Origin of the sequence: Flavobacterium humi (genome assembly GCF_004745595.1) — a bacterium.
Taxonomy (GTDB): domain Bacteria; phylum Bacteroidota; class Bacteroidia; order Flavobacteriales; family Flavobacteriaceae; genus Flavobacterium; species Flavobacterium humi.
Map to the genome: position 1 here is coordinate 1 of NZ_SRLH01000001.1, position 24,237 is coordinate 24,237.

The following is a 24,237-nucleotide window of genomic DNA, read 5'->3' on the forward strand; positions in this document are numbered from 1 at the left end:
CCAGAATGCTACGGCTACGGCCTTAAGTGCTACAGGAACGAATTTATTATGGTATACAGCAGCCACCGGTGGAACAGGCAGTGCTACGGCACCAACCCCAAGTACGGCTACGGCAGGATCGACTACATATTATGTGAGCCAGACGACTTCAAGTTGTGAGAGCCCACGAGCGGCCATTACGGTAACGGTTAGGGAATTGCCTAAGCCGGTATTGTATCCGGGCTATGTTTGTGTGGACAGCCAGACAGGAGCCGTATTGAATACCTATACCCTGGATGCAGGGCTGGATAATACCGCTTTCGATTTTGTATGGTACAACTTGAGTTCAGGGACAGCGGTACCGATTGCCGGTGAAACCCAAAACATGTATGTGGTGACTACTCCGGGTACGTATGGTGTCCAGGCGGTGAATGTCGCTACGGGCTGTACTTCGCTGCGGGTAGATACTACGGTGGGTACATCATCGCCTCCGCAATCCATCACGGTGGAAACCTCGAATTATTTTGCAGAAGTGCAGACCATTACCATCAATGCGACCCCGGCAGGCAATTACGAATACGAGATTGACAATGGAGGATTCCAGAGCAGCAACGTGTTTGCCAATGTTGGTTCGGGTGACCATATTATCCGTGTAAGGGATGTAAATCAGTGCGGTGTGCTTTCGGTAAATGCCACCATTATCGACTATCCGAAATTCTTTACGCCAAACGGGGACGGTTATCACGACCGATGGAATATTTCGGCTTTGAGTGGTCAAGCTAATGCAAAAATTTATATCTTTGACAGGTTTGGTAAATTATTGAAAGAGATCCGTCCGTCGTCTACAGGATGGGATGGAACCTTCAACAACTTACCTTTACCGGCAACAGATTACTGGTTTATCGTGTATTATACCGAAGAGAACCAAGATAAAGAGTTTAAATCCCATTTCGCTTTAAAAAGATAAATGATAGCATACAATAAAAAAGGCTTCCAATTTGGAAGCCTTTTTTATTTATAAAGAAAATGTAGATTTTTTATTACGATCCTTATTATTTGTTAGCGTTATATACTTTTAAAGCTTCTCCGAGGATCTGAACCGATTTGATTAAATCTTCTTTTTTGAGTACATAAGCAATCCTAACTTCATTCTTGCCTACACCCGGAGTAGAATAAAATCCTGCGGCAGGAGCTACCATAACGGTTTCGCCATTAAAATCATAAGTTTCAAGCAACCATTGCGCAAAATCATCGGCATCCTGTACCGGAAGTTGTGCGATGCAGTAAAACGCTCCTTTTGGCGTGGCTACTTTTACACCTTCGATTTTATTCAATTCGGTGATAAGCGTATCGCGGCGTTCTTTGTATTCTGTAATGACTTCGTCAAAATAACTTTGCGGGGTATCAAGAGCAGCTTCGCTGGCAATCTGTGCAAAAGTAGGAGGGCTTAGTCTTGCTTGTGCAAATTTCATAGCAGTGGCCATAAGGTCTTTGTTTTTCGAAACAATGCAACCAATACGGGCTCCACACATGCTGTATCTTTTGGAAACAGAATCAATCATGATCGCATTTTCCTCAATCCCGGGCACATTCATGATAGAATAGTGTTTGTATCCATCGTATGTAAATTCGCGGTACACTTCATCTGCAATTAAAAACAGGTCATGCTTTTTAACCAGCTCCGCCAATTGTTGTATTTCTGATTCGGAATACAAATACCCGGTTGGATTTCCAGGGTTGCAAATCAGGATGGCTTTTGTTTTAGGGGTAATCAATTTTTCAAATTCTGAAATAGGAGGCAATGCAAATCCTTCATCCAAAGTAGAAATTACCGGTATTACCTTTACGCCTGAAGCGGTTGAAAACCCATTGTAATTGGCATAAAACGGTTCCGGGATAATGATTTCGTCACCGGCATCCATAGTACTTCCCATCGCAAATAACAAGGCTTCAGAACCTCCTGTGGTCACAATAATGTCTTCTTTGTTGATAGGAAGCCCGATTTTTTGGTAACTCAGCGCTAATTTAGTCCTGTAGCTGTCAAATCCTGCAGAATGGCTGTATTCCAATATTTGAATATCAGCGTTTTTTACTGCATTTAAAGCTACTTCAGGAGTTTTTATGTCCGGTTGCCCAATGTTTAAATGGTATACTTTGTGGCCTTTTTTCTTTGCAATTTCCGAGTAGGGAACCAGCTTCCTGATAGGAGATTCCGGCATTTGATGTCCTTTGTTTGATATTTTTGGCATGATAATAAGATTTGAAATGCAAATTTGCGATTTTTTATTAATAAATGGCCCAAAAAAGTGTTGGAATATTGTTAATACTAATTTTTCTTGCAGTATTATTGCTAACTTTATAAAAACACCTGTTGATGAAGAAAATTTACTTGTCTGCTTTTTTTGTACTCTATTTTTTGACCGCATTTTCCCAGGAAGGGTTTCATTTTATTTCAGATAAAAAGAAGATAACAATCCCTTTTCAGCTTAGCAATAACCTGGCTATCATTCCCATTAAGGTCAATGGGGTAAGCCTTAATTTTTTATTAGACACAGGAGTTGAGAAAACCGTTCTTTTCAGTTTGGAAGATACAGATTCGCTTCAGTTCAATAGTGTAGAAAAAATCAAGATAAAAGGTTTGGGCGATGGCAAATCGATCGATGCGCTCCATTCCAAAAAGAACAAAATTGCCATTGGTGATTTAGTAGATGACAACCATGAAATTTACATAGTCCTGGATCAGGACATTAATTTTTCTTCACAATTGGGCATTCCGGTGCATGGTATCCTGGGATACCATTTTTTTAAGGATAATTTCATCGAAATCAATTACAGCAAGAAAAAGATCATCGTTTACAAAAACAGCGAGGCCTTTCCACCAAAAAAACTTAAGAAATTTGAAGGAGTGCCTCTTTCATTGGAGCTGGAAAAACCTTATATTGAAGCTACGGTAAGTTTGAATTCCAAAGAAATACGGACAAAACTTTTGGTAGACACCGGCGGAAGCGATGCTTTGTGGTTGTTTGAGAATAAAAATACGATTACCGTGCCGGAGAAATATTTTGATGATTTTTTAGGCCGGGGTTTCAGCGGGGATATTTACGGAAAACGCTCCAGGATCGATAAAATAAGGATTGGGGAAAAAGATATTGATTTTCCAACAACTTCCTTTCCGGACGGACAATCGTTGCAAAGTGTGAGTATGGTGGAAGGAAGGAACGGTTCTTTAGGTTCCGAAATTTTGAAAAGGTTTACCGTTCTTTTCGATTATGCCCATAATAGAATGTATTTAAAAAAGAACCTTAATTTTTACGATCCCTTTAATTACAGTATGAGCGGGATTGAATTCCAGCATTCAGGGTTGCAATGGGTGGAGGAAAAGGTTGAGCTGAAGACTGAATTTGTAAAAAGCGAAAACACAAAAACGGTATTTGATGACCGGCCTACCAATGTGAAATATGAATTTAAGTTAAAGCCTTTGTATGAAGTTTCAGCCGTCAGGAAAGATTCGCCCGGTGATTTGGCAGGGATTAAAAAAGGAGACATCATCAGGAAGATCAACGGAAGAAATGCTTTCAATTATAAATTGCAGGAAATCAATGACCTGATGCAGTCAGAAGAAGGACGTGTGATTTTCCTGGAGATTGAGCGTAATAAAGGAGAGATTTTAAAAATCAAAATCCAACTTAAGAAAATACTATAAAAAAAGCCCCGTTAAGGGGCTTTCTATTTTATTTTTAGTTGCTTGGCAAAGTCTTTTTCTTTTCCATCATATTTACCTGTTCGGGAACGATAACGGTACCTTTAATCTTAAGGGCCACTTTACCGCCTTCAAAGTTTACCGCATTGGATTCTACGGTTATGGTTTTACGGATAGGGCCTGGGTTCATATTGTATTTGACATCGATTTTACCCGTTTTCCCAGGTTTGATCGGCTCAGTCGGCTTGGTAGGAACCGTACATCCGCAAGAGGATTGAACATTTGTAATCACTAGATCCTGATCTCCGGTATTTGTAAATTCAAAAGTTCTGATCCCACTATCGCTATCTTTAGTTACAGTGCCGTAATCGATGGTGTTATCTTTGTCTTTAAACTCAATTTTTGCTCCTGTTTGTGCTTGAGATGTAAAACCAAAAGCCGCAATTGCCATAAAGGTTAAAAATTTTTTCATTATCAAATTAATTAATATTATTAGTAAAAATAGTTTTGTTTCTGTAAACATACAAATATTTTAACGCACTTTTTATATTTGAGCAGTTTACTTACTTTTGCATACAGTTGCAAAAAGCATACCAAAATTTGTTTTCTTTTTTTAAGGCAAATGAAAGAAGTTTTTTACAACCAATTAAATATAAACGAATCAACGATAAAACAGCATATGTCAATCCCAGCCCAATTTGAAGCGAAAACAGCAGAACAGAAATGGTATGATTACTGGATGAAAAATAATTATTTTCATTCGAAACCTGACCATAGGACACCTTACACCATAGTAATTCCTCCGCCCAACGTCACAGGGGTTTTGCACATGGGCCACATGCTGAACAATACACTCCAGGATGTACTGATCCGCCGCGCACGCCTAAAAGGTTTTAATGCCTGCTGGGTTCCCGGGACGGACCACGCTTCTATTGCTACGGAAGCCAAAGTAGTGGCTAAACTGAAATCCGAAGGAATCAACAAAAACGACCTGACCCGCGAGGAGTTCTTAAAGCATGCCTGGGAATGGACCGACAAATACGGTGGGACTATCCTCGAGCAACTGAAACAATTGGGTTGTTCCTGCGATTGGGACAGGACCAAATTTACGATGGATCCCGATATGTCGGCTTCCGTAATCCGCTCGTTTGTAGATTTATACAACAAAGGGCAGATATACCGCGGCTACCGTATGGTAAACTGGGACCCGGAAGCCAAAACAACATTGTCTGACGAAGAAGTGATCTATGAAGAACGCCAAGGGAAATTATACCATTTAAAATACCAGATCGAAGGATCCAACGAGTTTGTAACCATTGCAACTACTCGTCCTGAAACCATTTTAGGGGATACGGCTATCTGCATCCATCCGGAAGACGAGCGTTATTTCCACCTGAAAGGTAAAAAAGCGATTGTTCCTATCTGCAACCGTGTCATCCCGATTATTTTTGACGAATATGTGGATATGGAATTTGGAACAGGTTGCCTTAAAGTGACGCCGGCCCACGATGTAAATGATAAAATACTGGGAGAGAAGCACAACCTGGAAATCATTGATATTTTTAATGATGACGCCACATTAAACAGTTTCGGGTTGCATTATGAAGGGAAAGACCGTTTCGTAGTGCGCGAAGAAATAGCCAAAGAGCTTGAAACAATTGGTGCTTTGGCCAAAGTTGAAAACCATATCAATAATGTCGGGACTTCAGAAAGAACAAAAGCCGTTATTGAGCCGCGTTTGTCAGACCAGTGGTTTTTAAGGATGGAAGATTTGGTGAAACCGGCCATCAAAGCGGTTTTGGAAACGGAAGAAGTAAAATTATACCCGTCCCGTTTTAACAATACGTACCGCCATTGGTTGGAAAACATCAGGGATTGGAACGTTTCGCGCCAGTTATGGTGGGGACAACAGATTCCTGCCTATTATTACGGTGACGGAAAAGAAGATTTCGTGGTTGCCGAAAATATCGAAGACGCTGTAAAATTGGCACAGCAAAAAACAGGAAACGCATCTTTGCAGGTTTCAGACCTGGTTCAGGATGCTGATGCACTAGACACCTGGTTCTCGTCCTGGTTATGGCCAATGGCCGTTTTCGGAGGAATCATGAATCCTGAAAATGAGGATTTCAAATATTATTACCCAACGAATGACTTGGTTACAGGTCCGGATATCTTGTTCTTCTGGGTAGCCAGGATGATTATTGCAGGATATGAATATGCCGGAGAAAAACCGTTTACCAACGTATACCTGACCGGATTGGTACGTGATAAGCAAGGAAGGAAAATGTCCAAGCAATTGGGTAATTCCCCGGAACCGCTTGGCCTGATTGAAAAATTTGGTGCCGATGGCGTACGTGTAGGATTGCTGTTGAGTGCTTCTGCCGGTAATGATATCATGTTCGATGAAGAATTATGCAACCAGGGGAAAGCGTTCACCAATAAAATATGGAATGCTTTTAAATTAATCAAAGGATGGGAAGTATCGGATGCGATTGCCCAGCCGGAATCTTCCAAAGTGGCGATTGAGTGGTTCGAGGCCAAGTTGCAGCAGACTTTGGTTGAAATTGAAGATAATTTTGACAAATACAGGATTTCAGATGCCTTAATGGCAATCTATAAATTGGTTTGGGACGATTTCTGTTCCTGGTTCCTGGAAATGATCAAGCCGGGTTACCAACAGCCTATAGACAGCGTTACTTTCGCCAAAGCGATAGAAATGCTGGAAGCTAACCTGAAATTATTGCATCCGTTCATGCCTTTCCTGACCGAAGAAATCTGGCAGCATATCACGGAAAGAACTCCTGAGCAAGCGCTTATCATTGCCGAATGGCCTAAAATAACGTCGGTAAATGAAAAACTGATTGCTGATTTTGAATTCGCTACCGAAATTATTTCCGGGATACGCACCATCAGAAAAGATAAGAACATTCCATTTAGGGATGCGGTTGAACTAAAGGCGGTAAACAACGAAAATGCTTCAGCGTATTTTGATGCAGTGGTGATGAAATTAGGAAACATCTCCGCTATGGAATATGTTTCGGATAAAGTAGACGGCGCCTTGTCCTACAGGGTAAAATCGAATGAATATTTCATCCCAATCACCGGTAATATCGATGTGGAAGCCGAAATAACGAAACTGACCGAAGAATTGAACTATAACAAAGGGTTCCTGAAATCGGTACAGGCAAAACTGTCCAACGAAAAATTTGTGGCAGGAGCGCCGGAAAAAGTAATTGAAATGGAACGCAAGAAAGAAGCCGATGCATTGGCCAAGATTGCAACCTTAGAACAAAGCTTAATGAGCTTGAAATAAAAAAAGAAAGCCCTTCATTTGAAGGGCTTTTTTATTACACATACATGTTATTCGAGCCGGATAAACATCTTATGGAAATTCAGGATCATCCTGTCAAATTTCTTGATGACGTCCTGGCCAATGTTCCCGTAAAAATAATCGGCCCTGTCTTTCGGGGCATCCAGGATCAGGCTGGTCCCGTCGATACTGATTTTCTTCCCAAACAATTCCGGAGCATAATTGATGGAAAATCCCTGGTGTTCTTCCAAACCGCCGGCACCACCGAATTTTAAAGTGGTTTTCGGGTATTTGGCATCAATTTCCTGCTGGTTGGCGAGGTAATACTTTGTGTATAAGATCGTTTCATTGGCACCGGTATCAAAAGTATACTGCTTGTTTTCCATAAAAATAAGCGGCGTAAGCCCATCCATGGACATGTTGGAGCTGCCGGTAAAAGTGGTTTCGGTTTTAGGGACCATAAAATAACCGTCCTTTGTGATGTGCACTTCCTTCAGGGCTGCAATGACCGGATAGCCGAGAATGCCGTAAATCTGGTACCCTATCTGCGGAAAGCCCAGGTCTTCATCGTTAAAAACCAGGAAAACCGCATTCCGGATTTCAATGGAACCCAATACCATCTTATCGCATACGGCAAGCTGCGCTATGACTGTTTTGCCGGTAATGGCACCTACTTCGATATCTGCCGGGATAATCCGCATCTGCAGGCGTTTGGCCACTGATTGTATGGTGGTGGAAAGATTGGCTCCGGTATCAAAAATAAAATCCAGGGAATCTTTACCGGCCGGGACTTTAAGGTTATCGAGGCCCGCTTTGTCTTTATGGAGCCGGATGCGGCTATCGTCTTTTATGACGATTTGCTGTTTTGGAATGTTTTCCAGGGCAGACCATATTTTGAGGTTGTTTTTGAAATCGTCTATTTTCTCCGTGGTCAAAAGTGACGGGTATTTTTTCAGCAGGGTTTCCGCTGTAATTTTGGCTTCTTTGTATTCGAATAATTTCAGGGAATTGTCTTCTTTTATTTCATAAAGCCGAAGCTGAAGCGAATCAGGCAGCTGCCTTGCATTATTTTGCAGCAGGTTTTTTATTTTTTCATTCGAAGCTTCCAACCGGTTAAAAGCATTGTCCAGGTAAATTTCCGTAAAGGTTTGGTGGACAGGCGAAAGTTGTGCCTTATAGCCCGCATATACATTTTTGGCCTCAAAAAAGCTCTTATGTTTCAGTAAAGTATAAATCTGGCCGAATTTTTCTTTTTCAGTCTGGCCGAATGCTGTAAAGCCGGCGGATAACGATAGGATAAAAATCAGGCACTTGCAGGACGTTCTCATGGTGTGGTTTTTTCGAATTGGAGTATTACTTTGAATCTTTCGATTTGCCTTCTGTGCCGCAAAATATGCACAATGGCATGTTCCATCATTTGCTCGATATCGTATAGCTGGCCCCAGTTGGTATGGATTTTTTTTCCGGAATCGAATTCTTCCAGTTCAGCATCCCGGATCCCGGCAAAAGTGTCCCTGGTAAATTGGATCACCTGGTTCAGGTCCGCCACATATTCGGAAGCAGATTCCCGGTTTGTTTTTTCAGGACGCTGTGTGTTTTTGTTTTGCAGTGCCCGGACATAGCTTGCGTAGGAATATCCGGAACTCACCACGTGGGCCAGAATCATCTGGATAGAGGTACAATCCGGGTTTTGTGTGTGGGGATCTATCGGGAATTGTAAATCGGGATTTGGAATATCCCGGATGGTATTTTGCAGTTCCGCAATGGCTTTTTCATATTCCTGAAGTAGGGCATGGACTGCGTTTTGGCTGTTCGTATTGTTCATCTGTAGTTTGTATTGGATAAAAATACTTTTTTTTCCTGAAACCAGATGTTAAAGATATGTTGTAATGAAGGTCATGGCAAAAACCATTTTTTCCAGTTGGGTCCAGTAAGAAAAGTTACCCACTTTATTCCCTTCAAATTATAGACAGCCTTTTTATTTCTTAAATATCAACAAAATCAGTTTCGTTTATAGTGATGCTTTGTGTCGTCAGGGTTTCTGCATTGCTGGCAGGAAAGGAATAGGTTGCTTTCTGCATGGTCCCATTGGTTTTGGCCCTCATTATAGTGACTGTTTGCGGATAGTATTTGGAAATGTAGATCCTTTTGGCAACAGCCGAACCTGAATTAATCCGGGAATTCTCATCTGAAAAAAATGTTGTGTCGTGGGAAATATACAAAGGGAAACCTGTTGCACCAGTGGCATTGAAGGTGATATCGCAAGGATATAAATAAAAAAACTGATTGGTACTGAAAGTAAAGCTGCCTCCCAGGTTCATAATCGGAATACCATTAGTGCCTCCCCAGTAATGCTGCTCATCAATAGGCGAATTGGCTAAAAAAAACGTATAGGATGATCCTTTGCCTGTTGTTTTGAAAAGGAAATCATATTCCCCATTTGAATTGGTAGAAGAGGAATCTATCCATCGCTCAAAATATTCATTGACATACAAGGATCCGTTTTTTTGCCTGAATTCCCCAATTTTCACTTTGACATCCGCAATGGGCACCCCGGAATGATCGGTAACCCTGCCTGAAACCCTTGTTTCAACCCCTGACCGTATTGTATTTTCTTTGTCGCAACTCAATAATAGTAAAAATAACAACAAGCAGGCTAATGTGTTTTTCATAGTGTTTTTTAGTTTTTATAGTATTTTAACAGAAGTCATGCTCAAGGAGCCGGCCAGCAGATGATCATTGAACAAGGACAATTCTTCGTTTTTGTCCTTTAGTCCCAACGCATACACCAGAGGCAGGTAATGGTCCGGAGTCGGAACGGCTAATTGTATGGCCGTGCCTTGCTTGCCATAGTCTATAATAGGTTGGTAATTGCCGTCCAGCATCCAGTTATTGATTTTTTCATGCGCTTCGATAGCCCAGTCAAACCCATAATCTACTTTGTTGAAATGATGGAAATCGACCAGCCTTAAATTGTGGATGATATTGCCGCTGCCAATAATCAGGATGCCTTTATGCCGAAGGGAATTCAGTTGTTTGGCCAGTTCGAAATGATAGGAGGCAGGTTTGGTATAATCTATACTTAGCTGGATCACGGGGATATCCGCTTCGGGGTACAAATGTTTGATAACACTCCAGGCGCCATGGTCCAGGCCCCATTCTTCATCCAGTTCCACTAGTGCCGGGCTTAGCAATTGCCGGGTTTCTTCGGCCAGTTCCGGGCTGCCTTTTGCCGGGTACTGTACTTGGTAGAGTTCCGGTGGGAATCCTCCGAAATCATGTATCGTTGGCGGGAATTCCATAGCGGTGACTTTTGTGCCTTTGGTAAACCAATGCGCCGAGATGCACAAAATAGCATTGGGTTTTGGCAATGTTCTGGCCGCCTCACGGAATCCGGCCACAAACTGGTTTTCCTCGATCGCATTCATAGGATTGCCATGGCCCAAAAACAATACAGGCATCTTCGCCGTAGAGGGAAAAGCACTTGAAATGTTATGTAAGCTATTTAAATCCATGACGTTATTATTTTACGATGATTTCATACTTATCCAGCAAGCCCTTGATGTTTTCCTGGGAAAAAATGGCTTTCTTCAGTTTGGTTTTTTCAGGATCGATCGAGAAGAAATAACTCGAATAAAAATCGGCTTTATTGGCAATGGCATCTGTAAATACCGCCAAATGCAGGTTGCAGTTGTCAAATAAGGCTTCGGTTAAATCGGACTGCATAAAATCAACGCTTACCATGCTGCAATTGGTAAAATTCATATTCCGCAGCTTCAGGTTGTAAAACATGGAATAGTCGAGCTTGCAGTCTTTAAAATGGAATTCATAAATTACCTGGTCGGTCATCGCAAAATTCACAGCGGTGAAATCACAATTGAAAAATTGCACGTTCCGAAGGCCTACATGCCCCAGTTTTGCTTCTTTAAAATGACAAAAATGAAAAGTGCAGTCTACAAAAACAGTTCCCTGAAAGATGCACTGGGTCAGGTCGCAATGGTTGAAAGTACAGTTTTCGTATTCTTTTTGCGTGATTTCGTATGGTGAGAAAGTGATGTGGCTGAAATCTTTATCGTAAATATAAGTAGCGTCCATTGTCGTGTATTTGAACACAAATATACATATTTAGGAATTGGCAATTTTGGTTAATTTTTCCAGATTGATGGGTTTGCTGATGAAACCACAGATGCAGCCATAGGTGCTGGCTTTCTCGATATCTTCCTTCGCAATCGAGGAACTGATGATATAAATATAGATCTTTTTGTCAAAGCTTTTTTTGAGTTCGCAAAATTCGTCAAGGAAATCCCATCCGTCCATGGCAGGCATTTCAATATCCAGCAGGATGATGTCGGGTATGCTTTTCTCTTCCCTGAAAAAATGCAGCGCATCAAATCCGTCCGTAAAGGATTGCCTCTGCGAAAAAAGATGGCTTTTTTCTATGATTTTTTTGGTGATGAGCTGATAAATAGGATCATCATCAATGATGCAAATCGTTTTTAAGGTCATTTTTTGAAGTAAATTTTAAAAGTTGTACCCACATTGATCTCACTTTCCACTGTCACTTTGCCTTGCATGGTATCAATTTGGTTTTTGGAGATGAACAGCCCGATCCCTTTGGATTCGGGATTGTTTGTAAATGTTTTGTACATCCCAAAAAGTTTCTTTCCGTTTTTCTTTAAATCGATACCAATTCCGTTGTCTTTTATTTCAAGTACAATATATTCTTTTTCTTCGTACGAATTCAGTTCGATGACAGGATTTCTTTCCGGATGATGGTAACGGACGGCATTGAGTATAAAATTAAGGATAACACTGTCCAGGTAGGCCGGATTGTAATTAACCGTAACGGAGCCGGGTACATTGTTGATGATTTTCGCTTTCGAACTCTTGATCTGGTTGCTTAAGATTTCCAGTGTTTTACTGATGACCGGCTGCAGTTCCAGGGATTCGATTACGGGGTTTACCTGCGTTTGGATGGAAACCACTTCATTCAGGTTGTCCATAGTTTTGTGCAGGGTATCCGATACCGATTTGAGTAGCGCCAGGAGTTCTGTTTTTTCCGTTTCGTCGTCGCTTTCCTCAATTAGGGTAGCCAAAGACTGGATGTTGCTGGTATGCGAACGAAGGTTGTGCGAAACAATATACGAAAAATCCAAAAGCCTTTTGTTTTGCTGCGTGACCAGGTTTAAGGTGTTGTTCAGTTCCAGCTCAAACTGTTTGTTTTGCGTAATATCGATCAGGATGCCGCGGAATTTGATCGAATTGTCGTTTTCGACAAAAATACTCACGATATCCTGGAGCCAGACCGTATTCCCGGATTTGTCGATCATTCGGTATTCCAAAACATGCGGCGTTCTTTTTTTGGAATATTCCGAAGTTTGCGCTGTGACCCAATCCCTGTCTTCCGGATGCATATGGTTGTACCAAAAATCTTCATTTTCTAACCATTCTTCAGATTTATACCCTAAGATCGCTTCCGATTTTTTACTGATAAACGTTACCCCGGGCTTGTCCGGATAGCCTTCCCAAACAATCCCGTCGATAGTATTGATCAGGGATTCGATATTGTTTTGCGAGTTGACCAAAGCAAATTCGTATTCCTTACGTTTGGTAATATCCTCTACGATAGTCATGTGGGTATTGGGCATTTCGTCTTTTTCCCAAAGCGGTGTAACGGTAATGTTCACCCATATTATAGTGCCTTTTTTGTGGAAATACCTTTTTTCGAGCGAAAAACCTCCGAGTTTGCCTTCTTTTAGCAGTTCCATTTTTTTCAAATCGGCATCCAGGTCATCGGGATGGGTAATCATCATAAAAGTGATCTTTTTGATTTCCTCCTGGGTATAGCCTATGAGCTCGCAGAATTTGTCGTTCGCATCGATAAAATTTCCTTTGATCGAATTGGTATGCGTAATCCCCAATCCGGCATGTTCAAAAATGGATTTGAAAAACAGTTCGTTTTTAAGGAGTTTGTCCGTCTGGATTTTTACCTGGTTCTGAAGCTGTGACGGCCGCTTTAAAAAAGAAATGACAAACACCCCACAAATGGAAGCCATGAGCATTGCCAATAAAAATATGGGCGTCAGGGATTTTATTATCTGAAGGTCGTTTTTCCGGATTACGTATAGTTTCCAGTCGCCTTCGGGAATCGAAACGCTTTTGTATAATTTTGATTTGAAATCCTGCGGGCCGGGAAGGAAAAACTCTTCCTTTTGAGTCTCGATGTTGCGCTTTGAAAACTGGAAATAAAAATTTTGGTTGTGGAAGGTCTCAATCCCTGTAGATTTCACAAACCTTGAAAACTTGATGATCACAGCCGAAAACCCCCAAAACTTATCTTTTTTATAAACGGGCAGCCTTCCCACAATGCCAAGGCCTCCTTGCTTGAGTTCTACCGGGCCAACATAATACATTTTTTTTGAAGCAATTGCTTTAAGGGCCGCCCCGCGGTGTACCGGGCTTTTGAGTATGTTGAAATTCGTGGCCGCTTCATTGCCGGTCATCGGATACGTGTACTTGATGACACCATTGGGCACCAGCTGGACAGCATCGATAAAATTATTGGAGTTTAAAAGCTGCCGGCCTACCGCCTGAAAATTTTTGGGTTCCCCGTTATCGTCTATGGTAAGGGCAAGCCCAATGGTTGTGGCGTAGCTGTTTTTTAAGGATTGCTCGATGTTTTGCTCCACAATATTGAGCGCGATGGTCATTTCATTGGTTTCCGATTTTTTCAGGACCTGGTACCGGAGCATCACAGCAAGATCCAAAATGGCAAAAATGAAGAGGAAGACAAGGATCCCGGAAGTTTTGGGGCGAGAAAGAAACCAGCTGCTGTACGGCGTTATTTTTTTCTCGGTGTTCATATTATCTCTCTTGAAATTCGTGTTCTTAAGGCGTAAAAATAACTAAAAATCAGAGAATTATTGTAGTAGGCACATAAAAAATGATGCAGGATGGTAAAATACAGAAATGCTCTTAATTGAAAAGGGTTTCCGGCTATGGCTGAAGATTTCATACTACCGAAATGTTTTTTTTTTGTTAAGAATCGGGATTTTTTTTTTTCTTTCGATGCTTTCCTTAATTTTGTGCTCCAAATGAGAGTAATTGTATTTTTAGCCTACTTGTTTATCCATCTGCTCGGCGGCGGGGATTATACGCATGCAGGTACCTCTCATCCGCCGGTAAACCATTCCTTTACGCAGGACCTTACCCAAAAAGGCCAGGCCAGTTTTACCGATACCAATCATATCAGTACGATAATCGAAGATGGAGACCTTGACCTTGACGAAGAAGGCCTTAACGGTACCAATGTCAAAACAGGAGGTTCCTCCAAATTTGCCGAAGCACGGTTCTGCCTGCTGCATAATTGTTACATCACCGGATCCCGTCCGTATACCGTACATCGCTCTCAAAGGCAACTTACAATTTTTACGCCCTTTTGCGGCTATTCTTCCCCAATTTACTTTAGGCAAAGAGTCCTAAGGATTTGAAAAACACATACATCGGTTGCCGAAATGTAATCATGTATGCTCTTTAGCGTATACCAAACATTTACTTCTTACCTGTAAGGCATTGCATGCTTTATAGCGGCGACTGATGCTTTTACCTCACAAGGGACCACTTTGGTTCCAAGTATACAATCGCTTAATTTCCATTTAATACCATGAAAAGAAATGCCATGTTCACAGGCCTAATCGCCTTGTTGTACCTAACAAGCTGTACAACTAAAAAAGAAGAAAAAGAAGAAGCTGTAAAGTTTACGGTTACCAATCCCGTACAAATCGACACTTCATTCACCAAACAATATGTTTCACAGATCCGCTCCGTGAGGAATATTGAGATCCGCGCCCAGGAAAAAGGATACTTGCAGAATATTTATGTTGATGAAGGGCAGTTTGTAAAAGCAGGCCAGCTATTGTTCCGGATCATGCCGAAAATGTACGAGGCAGAATTGCTCAAAGCACAGGCAGAAGCCAAAGCGGCAGAAATAGAACTTCAGAATACCAAAACCTTAGCCGATAAAAATGTCGTTTCCAAAAGCGAGCAGGCCATTGCCAAAGCCAAGTACGAGCAGGCTAGAGCCGAAGTTTCATTGGCTCAGCTTCATTTGTCGTTTACAGAAATCAGGGCCCCTTTTGACGGTACCATAGACCGTATCCCTGAAAAACTGGGAAGCCTTATAGACGAAGGAGAACTGTTGACCAGCCTTTCGGACAACAGCAAAATGTTTGCCTACTTTAACGTATCCGAACCGGAATACCTCGAATACCAAACACACATCAGCGCAAGGGCAAGTAGCAATGTCGGTTTGCTTTTAGCCAATGGGGAACCTTTAAAATACAAAGGAAGGGTAGAGGTCATCGAAAGTGAATTTGACAACGAAACCGGTAATATCGCCTTTAGGGCAAGTTTCCCCAATTCGGATAAATTACTCAAAAACGGCGAAACCGGTTCGGTACTGATGACCGTTCCCGTTAAGAATGCCCTGATTATCCCACAGAAGGCCACATACGAAATCCAGGACAAGAAATATGTATTTATCGTAGGTAAGAACAACGTGATCCGATCCAAGGAGATTGCCATAAAAGGAGAAATGCCGGATTTATATGTGGTGGAGAACGGTATTACGTCAGCAGATAAAATCGTGCTGGACGGTATCCAGAAAGCCAACGATAACGACAGGATCAAATTCGATTACCTGAATCCCAAAGATGTATTGTCAAGATTGAGATTGAAAGCAGAGTAACGGCTTTAACTATTTAAAAAAATAAGATATGTTTAATAAATTTATACAAAGACCTGTCCTGTCGATTGTAATATCGCTGGTTATTGTCTTTTTGGGAGTGCTCGCCATGACCAGTTTGCCGGTTACGCAATTCCCTTCGATTTCGCCGCCCAAAGTGAACATCACAGCTGATTATCCGGGAGCCAATGGCGAACTGATGATCAAATCGGTGGTTATTCCCCTTGAAAGAGCCATCAACGGAGTACCGGGAATGAAATACATCACTTCAGATGCCGGAAATGACGGGGAAGCTTCAGTCCAGATCGTATTCAATTTGGGTACCGATCCCAACCAGGCCGCCATTAACGTACAAAACCGGGTTTCTTCCGTTATCAATAAATTACCGCCGCTAGTGGTACGGGAAGGGTTGAAGATTACCCGTGAAGAACCTAATATGTTGCTGTATATCAATTTATTCAGTAAAGACCCGAAAACGGACCAGAAATTCCTGTACAACTTTGCCGATATCAATATCCTTTCCGACCTGAAGCGTGTCAACGGAGTAGGGGTTGCGGAAATTTTAGGGAACCGTGATTATGCGATGCGTATCTGGCTTAAACCGGACAGGATGCTGGCCTACAAGATTTCTGCCGATGAAGTCATGGAAGCATTGAGCGCGCAAAGTTTGGAAGCCTCTCCAGGGAAAACGGGCGAGAGTTCCGGTAAAAGATCACAAGCGTTTGAATATGTTTTGAAATACAAAGGAAGGTATACGACTCCGCAGGGATACGAAAATATTGTGGTGCGTTCCAATGCGAATGGCGAAATGCTCCGGTTGAAGGATGTAGCCGATGTAGAGTTCGGAAGTTCCATGTATGATATTTATTCGAGCATCAACGGGAAACCTTCTGCAGCCATTACCGTCAAACAATCCTACGGGAGCAATGCCAGCCAGGTTATAGAAGATGTCAAAACCAAAATGGAGGAATTGAAAAAATCGTTCCCAAAAGGCATGGATTATGAAATCAGTTACGATGTGTCCAAATTCCTGGACGCTTCCATCGAAAAAGTAATCCATACACTTGTTGAAGCTTTTATATTGGTAGGTATCGTCGTATTCCTGTTCCTTGGCGATTGGCGTTCCACCCTTATCCCGGCTATTGCCGTACCGGTTTCGCTCATCGGTACGTTTGCCCTTATGCAGGTGTTCGGGATTACCATAAACCTTATTACGTTATTTGCACTTGTTTTGGCCATCGGGGTCGTCGTCGATGACGCGATTGTCGTCATAGAAGCCGTCCATGCCAAGATGGAAGAAGAACATCTCTCGGCCCGGAAAGCGACCAAAAAAGCAATGGTCGAAATAGGCGGAGCCATTATTGCAATTACCTTCCTGATGGCCGCGGTATTTATCCCGGTTGCTTTCATGTCGGGCCCGGTAGGTATTTTTTACCGTCAGTTTTCCATCACCATGGCAACGGCAATCATCCTTTCGGGGATAGTCGCTTTAACACTGACTCCGGCATTATGTGCCCTGATGCTGAAAAACCTCCACGGGAAACCACGTCCTAAAAATTTGGTAAACAGGTTCCTGGATGGCTTTAACAACCAGTTCAACCGTTTATCGGGAAGGTACCAGAAAATATTGGCACTTTTTATCAATAGACGATCGGTTTCCATTGGTGTCCTGCTGGCATTTTGCACGGGAATATTCTTCATCAACAACAGCCTTCCTTCCGGATTTATTCCAAGCGAGGACCAGGGGATGTTTTATGCGATTATCCAAACCCCGCCGGGATCTTCATTGGAAAGGACCAACCAGATAGCCGAAGAACTTCAGAAAGTAGCCGAAAAACTCGATGGTGTGAAATCCGTATCGGCTTTGGCAGGTTATGAAATCCTGACCGAAGGAACCGGATCCAACACCGGGACCTGCCTTATCAATTTAAAAGATTGGAAAGACCGCCATCAGAATGTAGAGGAAATCATCAAGGAACTGGAAGAAGAAACGAAAAATATTTCGGGTGCGACCATCGAATATTTCCAGCCTCCTGCCGTTCCGGGATATGGTGCCGCGGGTGGTTTCGAATTGCGATTGCTGGACAAAGCAGGCTCCGGGGATTACAAAAGAATGGAAACCGTCAGTAAAGATTTTGTGCGTGAGCTGAAAAAACGCCCGGAACTGACGTCGGTATTTACGTTTTACAGTGCCAGTTTCCCGCAGTATATGCTCGATATCGACAATGACCTGGCGCAGCAAAAAGGAGTAAGCATCGAAAATGCGATGAACACCTTATCAACACTTGTAGGAAGTAATTATGAAACCAATTTTATCAAATACGACCGACAATATAAGGTAATTGTGCAGGCTTCCCCACAATACAGGGCACTGCCGGAAGATATCCTGAAATTGTACGTAAAAAACAACCGGGACGAAATGGTGCCTTTCTCTTCTTTCATGAAAATGAAAAAAGTATACGGTTTGTCTGAAATAACGCGGCACAATATGTACAATGCTTCCGAGATCAGCGGTGCTCCCGCCATCGGTTACAGCAGTGGGACCGCCATTGAAGTGGTGAAAGAAGTAGCCGAGAAAACACTTCCGAGAGGGTATGGCATTGATTGGGCGGGTATTTCAGCCGATGAGGTAGCCAGAGGAAACGAGGCCATCTATATCTTCCTGATCTGCCTTGGTTTCGTATATCTGGTACTGGCAGCACAATACGAGAGTTTCATACTGCCGCTTGTGGTAATCCTGTCGTTGCCGGCCGGGATTTTCGGTGCCTTTCTATTCTTGAAATTATTCGGGCTTGCCAACAATATCTATGCCCAGGTAGCCTTTATCATGCTCATTGGTTTGCTGGGGAAAAACGCCGTACTGATCGTGGAATTCGCGGCTCAAAAACACAGCCAGGGCGTTTCCGTGCTCGATGCGGCTATGGAAGGTGCGGCAGTGCGTTTCCGTCCTATCTTAATGACATCGTTCGCTTTTATTGCCGGTTTGATTCCGTTGGCCTTAGCTTCAGATCCTGGCAAAATAGGAAACAGGACATTGGGTTCGGCGGCGGCAGGAGGAATGCTTGTCGGTACGGTCTGTGGGGTCTTGATTATCCCCGGCTTGTATTACATTTTTGCGAAAATTTCAGAAAAGCACCAGTTCTCTAAAAAAGACGACGAAAATCCATTTACCGAATATTTGAATGATAATGAATAAGATAAAATTCTATACATATTGTGTCCTGCCGGGTATTTTCCTGGCAGTGGCAAGTTGTGCCCCGAAATTGGCCCCGTTGGCGGAAATCAAAACCGTACCGGAATCCTTTGGCAAAAGCACCGATACCATCAATACGGCAACCACTTCCTGGCGTACCTATTTTAAAGACCCTAATTTGGTCAACCTGATTGATACTGCGCTGCAAAACAACCAGGAATTGCAAATCACGCTGCAGGAAATCGAAATTGCCAAAAACGATATCCGGATCAGAAAAGGTGCCTTGCTGCCTACCATAGGATTGCAGGCTGGTGCCGGATTGGAAAAAGTGGGCCGTTATACCAGCCAGGGCGCCGGGGATGCTGCTACCGAAATAGTCCCGGGGAAAGAAATGCCGGACCCTTTGGGGGATTTGAAAGTCGCAGCCTATGCGAATTGGGAAGTGGATATCTGGAAGAAACTCCGCAATTCCAAAAAAGCGGCGGTAAGCCGATACCTGTCTACTGTTGAAGGCAAGAATTTCGTCCTCACGAACCTTGTGGCCGAAGTTGCCGATTCGTATTATGAATTGCTGGCTTTAGACAGCCAATTGGAAATTGTAAAGGAGAATATCGAATTGCAGAAGAATGCCCTCGAGATTGTAAAGATCCAGAAAGAAGGCGCCAGGGCAACCGAACTCGCCGTCCAGAAATTCGAAGCGGAAGTATATACCTCCAGAGGGATGGAGTTTGATATCCTTCAAAAAATAAAAGAAACGGAAAACAGGATCAATTTCCTGTTGGGGCGTTACCCGCAGGAAGTGGCCAGGAGCAAAGGCAATTTTTTAAGCCTGATGCCTGCTGCAACCCATTCCGGTATCCCATCGCAATTATTGGCGAACCGTCCTGACATCAAACAGGCGGAGTTGGAGCTGACCGCCGCAAAGCTGGATGTAAAAGCAGCCCGTGCCGAGTTTTATCCTTCGCTGGATATTTCAGCGGCGGTAGGATTGCAGGCTTTTAAACCGTCTTATTTGTTGCGTCTACCAGAGTCGCTGCTGTATTCCGTTGCGGGAGACCTGGCCGCTCCTTTAATTAACAAGAATGCGATCAAGGCTGAGTTTTTCAATGCCAATGCACGACAGCTCCAGGCGTTGTATAATTACGAGCGTACTATTCTGAATGCGTACATCGAGGTTTCCAACCAGCTTTCCAGAATAAACAACCTGGAACAAAGCTATGGTTTGAAATCCCAGCAGGTAGATGCCCTGAACAAAGCGATAGACGTGTCGAAAGATTTGTTCAAATCCTCCCGGGCCGATTATTTTGAAGTCCTCATGACCCAGCGTGATGCCCTGGAATCCAAATTAGAATTGGTAGAAACCAAAAAAGAACAACTTGGCGCCTCGATCCATGTATACAGGGATTTAGGTGGTGGTTGGAAATAAGCAATTGTGATGGAGAAGCCGGTTTGAAAAGACCGGCTTTTTTTATGAAGAAAGAAGGAAGAAGGAAGAATAAAGAGAATAGAGCAAAGAACAAAGAGCAAAGAACAAAGAGAATAGAACAAAGAACAAAGAGTCAAGAAGTTTTGTGATGGAATTGATGATCTAAATAAGCGAATTAGCGAATTAATTAATTCGCTAATTAAAAACCCAATCTTTCCAAGCCCCCACTTCGCCCTCACAGCATAATCCGTAGAAAACAACAAGTCATGAAGCGGCAGCGTTCCGCATAGCGAGGAAGCATGACGAGCGGCTCGGAGCGCGGAGCGGAATGACGCGGTAGTTTTCAGGATTGTGATGTGCAGGCTTGATTTTTGGTACTTTGTATCAAGGCAAAGTACAAGAAAGAACAAAGAAACAGTCAGGAAAGCATAAAAACAGAGATTCCTCCTTCGTCGGAATGACAAACGTTATATTGAAATTGTACCAATAAAATAGAGCACAATCTTAGCTCACCAAGCATTTATTTTCATTTGTGTTCGCTGAACCTCATTCTTCGGTTCCTCCACCACGAACTTAAAAAGAAAAGAAAATAAGAAACAGGAAAAATGTTTTGTTGCAAATTTTCTAAAAAAAATAATTTGCAACAGAAAGTGTGGCAAAATTTTTCAAAATATTTTTTTTGCCACAAAATGTGTGATAATTTTTTTTAAATTAATTTTTTATCACAGAAAGTGTGGCAAAAATTTTTGGAATACTTTTTTTGCCACAAGAAAAAGAAGAGAAAAGAATCAAGAAACAAGAGTCAAGAGGGGACTTGTTTAAGCTGAAAAAACAAAGCCCCGGTACAACCAGGGCTTTGCATTACAAATAGGTTTTGTTTTCGTGGCCGGATCATCCTTCTTGTTTCACCTCTTCAGATCCCGGCCGGCACGTCATGTTGATTGAGGCGGTCCTGCTTATGATTCTTGCTTTGGGTTATTCCATGCTTACGATGATGAATTCGCTTCGCCTGTTGGCCTGGTGTTCTTCTTCGGTGCATGTTACACCGTCAGCACAGTGGTTCACCAATTGTGTTTCACCATAGCCTTTTGCTGTTATCCTGCGGGCTTCTATACCGTTTTGTACCAGCCATGCCATGGTTGATTTGGCCCTCCTGTCAGACAGGCCTTCATTGTATTTATGGGTTTGCCTGCTATCGGTATGGGAACGGATATCGATTCTCATCTTTGGATGCTGTTGCATTACCGCTACTATTTTTTCCAATTCAAAAGCGGCATCCGAACGGATAAATGATTTGTCCAAATCAAAGTAGATAATCGGGATGTCTAGGATTTTTGCCAAATCGGTTCCTTCCTTGACAGGTTTGATACGCTGCTCCAGCTGCAGGGATAATTCTGAATTTCCTGTGGCGTTCTCAATGGTGATTTTCCCTTCCTTGGTTTCGTATTCTGCTTTCTCCGCCCGGATGTAATATGTTTTCCCGCATTCCACTTCAAAAACATATACGCCCTTCTCGTTGGCAATCGTTTCTTTTAGTAACGTAAATTGTTCATCGAATAAACTTACTTTTGATCCCGGCAATACCATTTTTGTTTCCTGGTCTGTAATTATCCCCGATAATGATTGTGCACATACAGGTTCACGCCATTCTTTAAAACGATAGATGTCATCATAACCATGGCCGCCTTCCCGGTTGGACGTAAAAAAACCGCTTTGGGTTTTGCTGTCTATCAGGAAAGCAAAATCGTCCTGTGGCCCATTTATCGGTTCCCCGATGTTTTTTACTTCTTGAAAACGATTGTTATTTCCCAAATTAGAGACAAATACATCCAGGCCTCCAAGCCCCGGGCGTCCATCGCTGGCAAAATACAATTCATTATCTTCAGACAGGAATGGAAAGGTTTCCCTTCCTTCCGTGTTGATGGTCTTTCCAAGGTTTACCGGATCCCCATAACTGCCGTCAGCATTGATTTTGACACTGAACAAATCAGATTGCCCCAAAGTGCCCGGCATATCGGAAGCAAAATAAAGGGTCTTTTCATCGGGGCTCAATGCCGGATGGGCTACGCTATACTCATTGCTGTTAAAAGGCAATTCGATTACATTGCTCCATTCCCCTTGCTTTAAGACGGCTTTATAGAGTTTTAGCAAAGTCGAATTTTCAGAGTCTTTCCCTTTTTTTCCATTCAGGTAATTATTCCGGGTAAAATACATGGTTTGGCCGTCTTTGGTAAACACCGGAGTCGATTCGTGGAACCTGGAGTTGATAATTTTAGTAAAGCGCACCGGCTTTCCCATTGCACCGGTTGGTTTTATTTCGGCACTATACAAGTTGGTATAGGACTGATTGGTCCATTTGAATACTTTTTTGAAAGCTCCCGAGGTATCCCGTGCTGAAGCAAATACAAGTTTGTTGTTTAAGAAGGAACTTCCATAATCGGAATATTCCGAGTTGATCCCGGCATCGGATATATCATAGCGCCGTGAGTTGGCCTTGATCTCTTCGAGATAATTTTTTTGGCTGGCATATAGTTTCGCCCTTTGGTCATTTCCTGATTTCTTATTGAATTCTTCCATCATTTTATTGGCCTTTTCATAATCCCCAATTGATTTTAGGGTTTGCGCGTACCGGTAATAGTATTCGGCTTCCTGGTTTGGGTTCATAGCAAAAAGCGCCTTGTACCATTTTTCGGCCTTGGCCAATTCGGCATTAAAATAATAGGCATTGCCCAGTTTTTGAAACATCTTTTCGTCTTTGTACCCTTTTTCGGCTACACGCTCGTAAGTGGAGATAGCATCAACATAATCATACCGGTCGTATTTTTTGTCGGCTGCTTCTACTCTGGTTTTTTGCCCATAGCTTTGTGAAGCCAGGATGCTAAAAAGTGTACTATAAAGGAAGGTTCTGATTTTCATAATTCGTACTGTTTAGAAGAATCTAGGAGATATTATTTTATTGAATTTGGTAAACAATTCGTAGCGCAGGAATATCTCGTGAGATCCGGAATTGTATTTTCCTAAAGATGTCGTGTCAAAATCGTAGCTGTAGCCAATAAACCAGGAACTGTTTATCTGGAAACCTGCCATGCCGCTTAAGGCAGCGCTCCATCGGTAAGACAAGCCGCCTACAAATTTCTCGTTGATTAAGAAATTGGCGGATGCATCAACCTGCAATGGCGCTCCCGGGACATATTTGGTTAAGGCCGACGGCTTGAATTTTACAGCAGGGCTTATGTCCAATACGTATCCAGCCATCAGCAGATAATTTATTTTTGGCATAACAATCGTACTTGTTGAGGTTCCCTGGAGATAATGATCGGTTTTTATCAGGTATGGTGCCGATAATCCTACATACGCCTTGTCGGAGTACAAATAAAGCCCGGCCCCGATGTTTGGCGACAGCTCATTGTTGATGTTATTCTGGAAAACAGGATCTCCGCTTTCCTGGGTAAGCTTCGTAAAATCGGCATTTAGGATATGGAGACCGCCTTTTATCCCGAAAGCCAGTTTGTAACTTTGACTCACGGGAATGGTATACGAGAAATCAGCGGAAATGTCATTTTCTTCCGAAACGCCTATCTTATCATTCACTACAGACAATCCCAAACCGATACTGCTTCCGCTGATGGGCGTATTTATGGAAAACGAATTCGTTACCGGCGCGCCATCCAAACCGACCCATTGGTTGCGGTGCAAAGCAAAAATAGATATGGCCGGCCTGGAGCCTGCATAAGCAGGATTGAAATTTACCGTATTGTACATGTATTGCGTAAATTGCTCCCTGTTTTGGGCATGGGCGGCAACAGACATAAACATAATCAGTACTATTATTATTCTTGTTTTCATATGAAGGTGTTTTTTATCGTTCTCTTGAAGGGTATCGATT

18 protein-coding genes are annotated in these 24,237 nt (G+C 42.6%); 7 read left to right on the top strand and 11 right to left on the bottom strand.

The window, feature by feature from the left end:
• A partial coding sequence (locus E4635_RS00005) for a T9SS type B sorting domain-containing protein (protein WP_135524562.1) occupies positions 1 to 946 on the top strand: 946 nt, incomplete at its 5' end.
• An 85-nt stretch (positions 947 to 1,031) separates the two neighbouring features.
• On the opposite strand, the gene E4635_RS00010 is transcribed toward E4635_RS00005, so the two are convergent.
• A complete protein-coding gene (locus tag E4635_RS00010; RefSeq protein WP_135524563.1) occupies positions 1,032 to 2,228 on the bottom strand; it encodes a pyridoxal phosphate-dependent aminotransferase in 1,197 nt (398 codons plus the stop codon).
• 125 nt (positions 2,229 to 2,353) lie between these two features.
• On the opposite strand from E4635_RS00010, the gene E4635_RS00015 reads away from it, so the two are divergent.
• Positions 2,354 to 3,682, top strand: a complete 1,329-nt coding sequence (locus tag E4635_RS00015) for a PDZ domain-containing protein (RefSeq protein WP_135524564.1) — start codon at positions 2,354 to 2,356, stop codon at positions 3,680 to 3,682.
• A 34-nt stretch (positions 3,683 to 3,716) separates the two neighbouring features.
• Here the strand turns inward: E4635_RS00015 and E4635_RS00020 are convergent, their stop codons facing one another.
• Positions 3,717 to 4,151, bottom strand: a complete 435-nt coding sequence (locus E4635_RS00020; RefSeq protein WP_135524565.1) for a DUF1573 domain-containing protein — start codon at positions 4,149 to 4,151, stop codon at positions 3,717 to 3,719.
• A gap of 207 nt (positions 4,152 to 4,358) precedes the next feature.
• Between E4635_RS00020 and E4635_RS00025 the strand changes: the two genes are divergently transcribed.
• Positions 4,359 to 6,992 carry a valine--tRNA ligase gene (locus E4635_RS00025; RefSeq protein WP_135524566.1) on the top strand — a complete coding sequence of 878 codons (2,634 nt, stop codon included), beginning with the start codon at positions 4,359 to 4,361 and terminating at the stop codon, positions 6,990 to 6,992.
• A gap of 47 nt (positions 6,993 to 7,039) precedes the next feature.
• Here the strand turns inward: E4635_RS00025 and E4635_RS00030 are convergent, their stop codons facing one another.
• The 7 genes from E4635_RS00030 to E4635_RS00060 form a co-directional block, all read right to left on the bottom strand.
• The gene (locus E4635_RS00030) at positions 7,040 to 8,317 is read right to left on the bottom strand and encodes an aspartyl protease family protein (RefSeq protein WP_135524567.1); all 1,278 of its coding nucleotides are present in this window, start codon (positions 8,315 to 8,317) and stop codon (positions 7,040 to 7,042) included.
• Entirely contained in the window at positions 8,314 to 8,814 is a 501-nt protein-coding gene (locus E4635_RS00035; RefSeq protein ID WP_135524568.1) for a DinB family protein, read from the bottom strand. Before E4635_RS00035 ends, E4635_RS00030 begins: the two co-directional genes overlap by 4 nt.
• A 160-nt stretch (positions 8,815 to 8,974) precedes the next feature.
• Positions 8,975 to 9,661 carry a carboxypeptidase-like regulatory domain-containing protein gene (locus E4635_RS00040; protein WP_135524569.1) on the bottom strand — a complete coding sequence of 229 codons (687 nt, stop codon included), beginning with the start codon at positions 9,659 to 9,661 and terminating at the stop codon, positions 8,975 to 8,977.
• A gap of 15 nt (positions 9,662 to 9,676) precedes the next feature.
• Positions 9,677 to 10,504 (bottom strand): 4,5-DOPA-extradiol-dioxygenase, encoded by an 828-nt coding sequence (ygiD, locus tag E4635_RS00045; protein ID WP_135524570.1) that lies wholly within the window; start codon positions 10,502 to 10,504, stop codon positions 9,677 to 9,679.
• Positions 10,505 to 10,511: 7 nt separating this feature from the next.
• Entirely contained in the window at positions 10,512 to 11,084 is a 573-nt protein-coding gene (locus tag E4635_RS00050; RefSeq protein WP_135524571.1) for a pentapeptide repeat-containing protein, read from the bottom strand.
• 30 nt (positions 11,085 to 11,114) lie between these two features.
• The gene (locus E4635_RS00055; RefSeq protein ID WP_135524572.1) at positions 11,115 to 11,495 is read right to left on the bottom strand and encodes a response regulator; all 381 of its coding nucleotides are present in this window, start codon (positions 11,493 to 11,495) and stop codon (positions 11,115 to 11,117) included.
• A complete protein-coding gene (locus E4635_RS00060) occupies positions 11,492 to 13,852 on the bottom strand; it encodes a sensor histidine kinase (protein ID WP_135524573.1) in 2,361 nt (786 codons plus the stop codon). Before E4635_RS00060 ends, E4635_RS00055 begins: the two co-directional genes overlap by 4 nt.
• A 231-nt stretch (positions 13,853 to 14,083) precedes the next feature.
• Between E4635_RS00060 and E4635_RS00065 the strand changes: the two genes are divergently transcribed.
• The 4 genes from E4635_RS00065 to E4635_RS00080 all read left to right on the top strand — a co-directional run bounded on the left by E4635_RS00065 (position 14,084) and on the right by E4635_RS00080 (position 20,351).
• Entirely contained in the window at positions 14,084 to 14,479 is a 396-nt protein-coding gene (locus E4635_RS00065) for a hypothetical protein (RefSeq protein WP_135524574.1), read from the top strand.
• 173 nt (positions 14,480 to 14,652) lie between these two features.
• Entirely contained in the window at positions 14,653 to 15,735 is a 1,083-nt protein-coding gene (locus E4635_RS00070; RefSeq protein WP_135524575.1) for an efflux RND transporter periplasmic adaptor subunit, read from the top strand.
• A 28-nt stretch (positions 15,736 to 15,763) separates the two neighbouring features.
• Complete coding sequence (locus E4635_RS00075) at positions 15,764 to 18,928, top strand: efflux RND transporter permease subunit (RefSeq protein WP_135524576.1); 3,165 nt, start codon at positions 15,764 to 15,766, stop codon at positions 18,926 to 18,928.
• On the top strand, positions 18,921 to 20,351 hold the full coding sequence (locus tag E4635_RS00080) for a TolC family protein (protein WP_135524577.1): 1,431 nt from the start codon (positions 18,921 to 18,923) through the stop codon (positions 20,349 to 20,351). The genes E4635_RS00075 and E4635_RS00080 overlap by 8 nt, the downstream gene beginning before the upstream one ends.
• A gap of 975 nt (positions 20,352 to 21,326) precedes the next feature.
• On the opposite strand, the gene E4635_RS00085 is transcribed toward E4635_RS00080, so the two are convergent.
• Complete coding sequence (locus tag E4635_RS00085; protein ID WP_135524578.1) at positions 21,327 to 23,267, bottom strand: OmpA family protein; 1,941 nt, start codon at positions 23,265 to 23,267, stop codon at positions 21,327 to 21,329.
• Between the two features lie 12 nt (positions 23,268 to 23,279).
• Entirely contained in the window at positions 23,280 to 24,197 is a 918-nt protein-coding gene (locus tag E4635_RS00090) for a PorP/SprF family type IX secretion system membrane protein (protein ID WP_135524579.1), read from the bottom strand.
• Positions 24,198 to 24,237 lie beyond the last annotated feature (40 nt).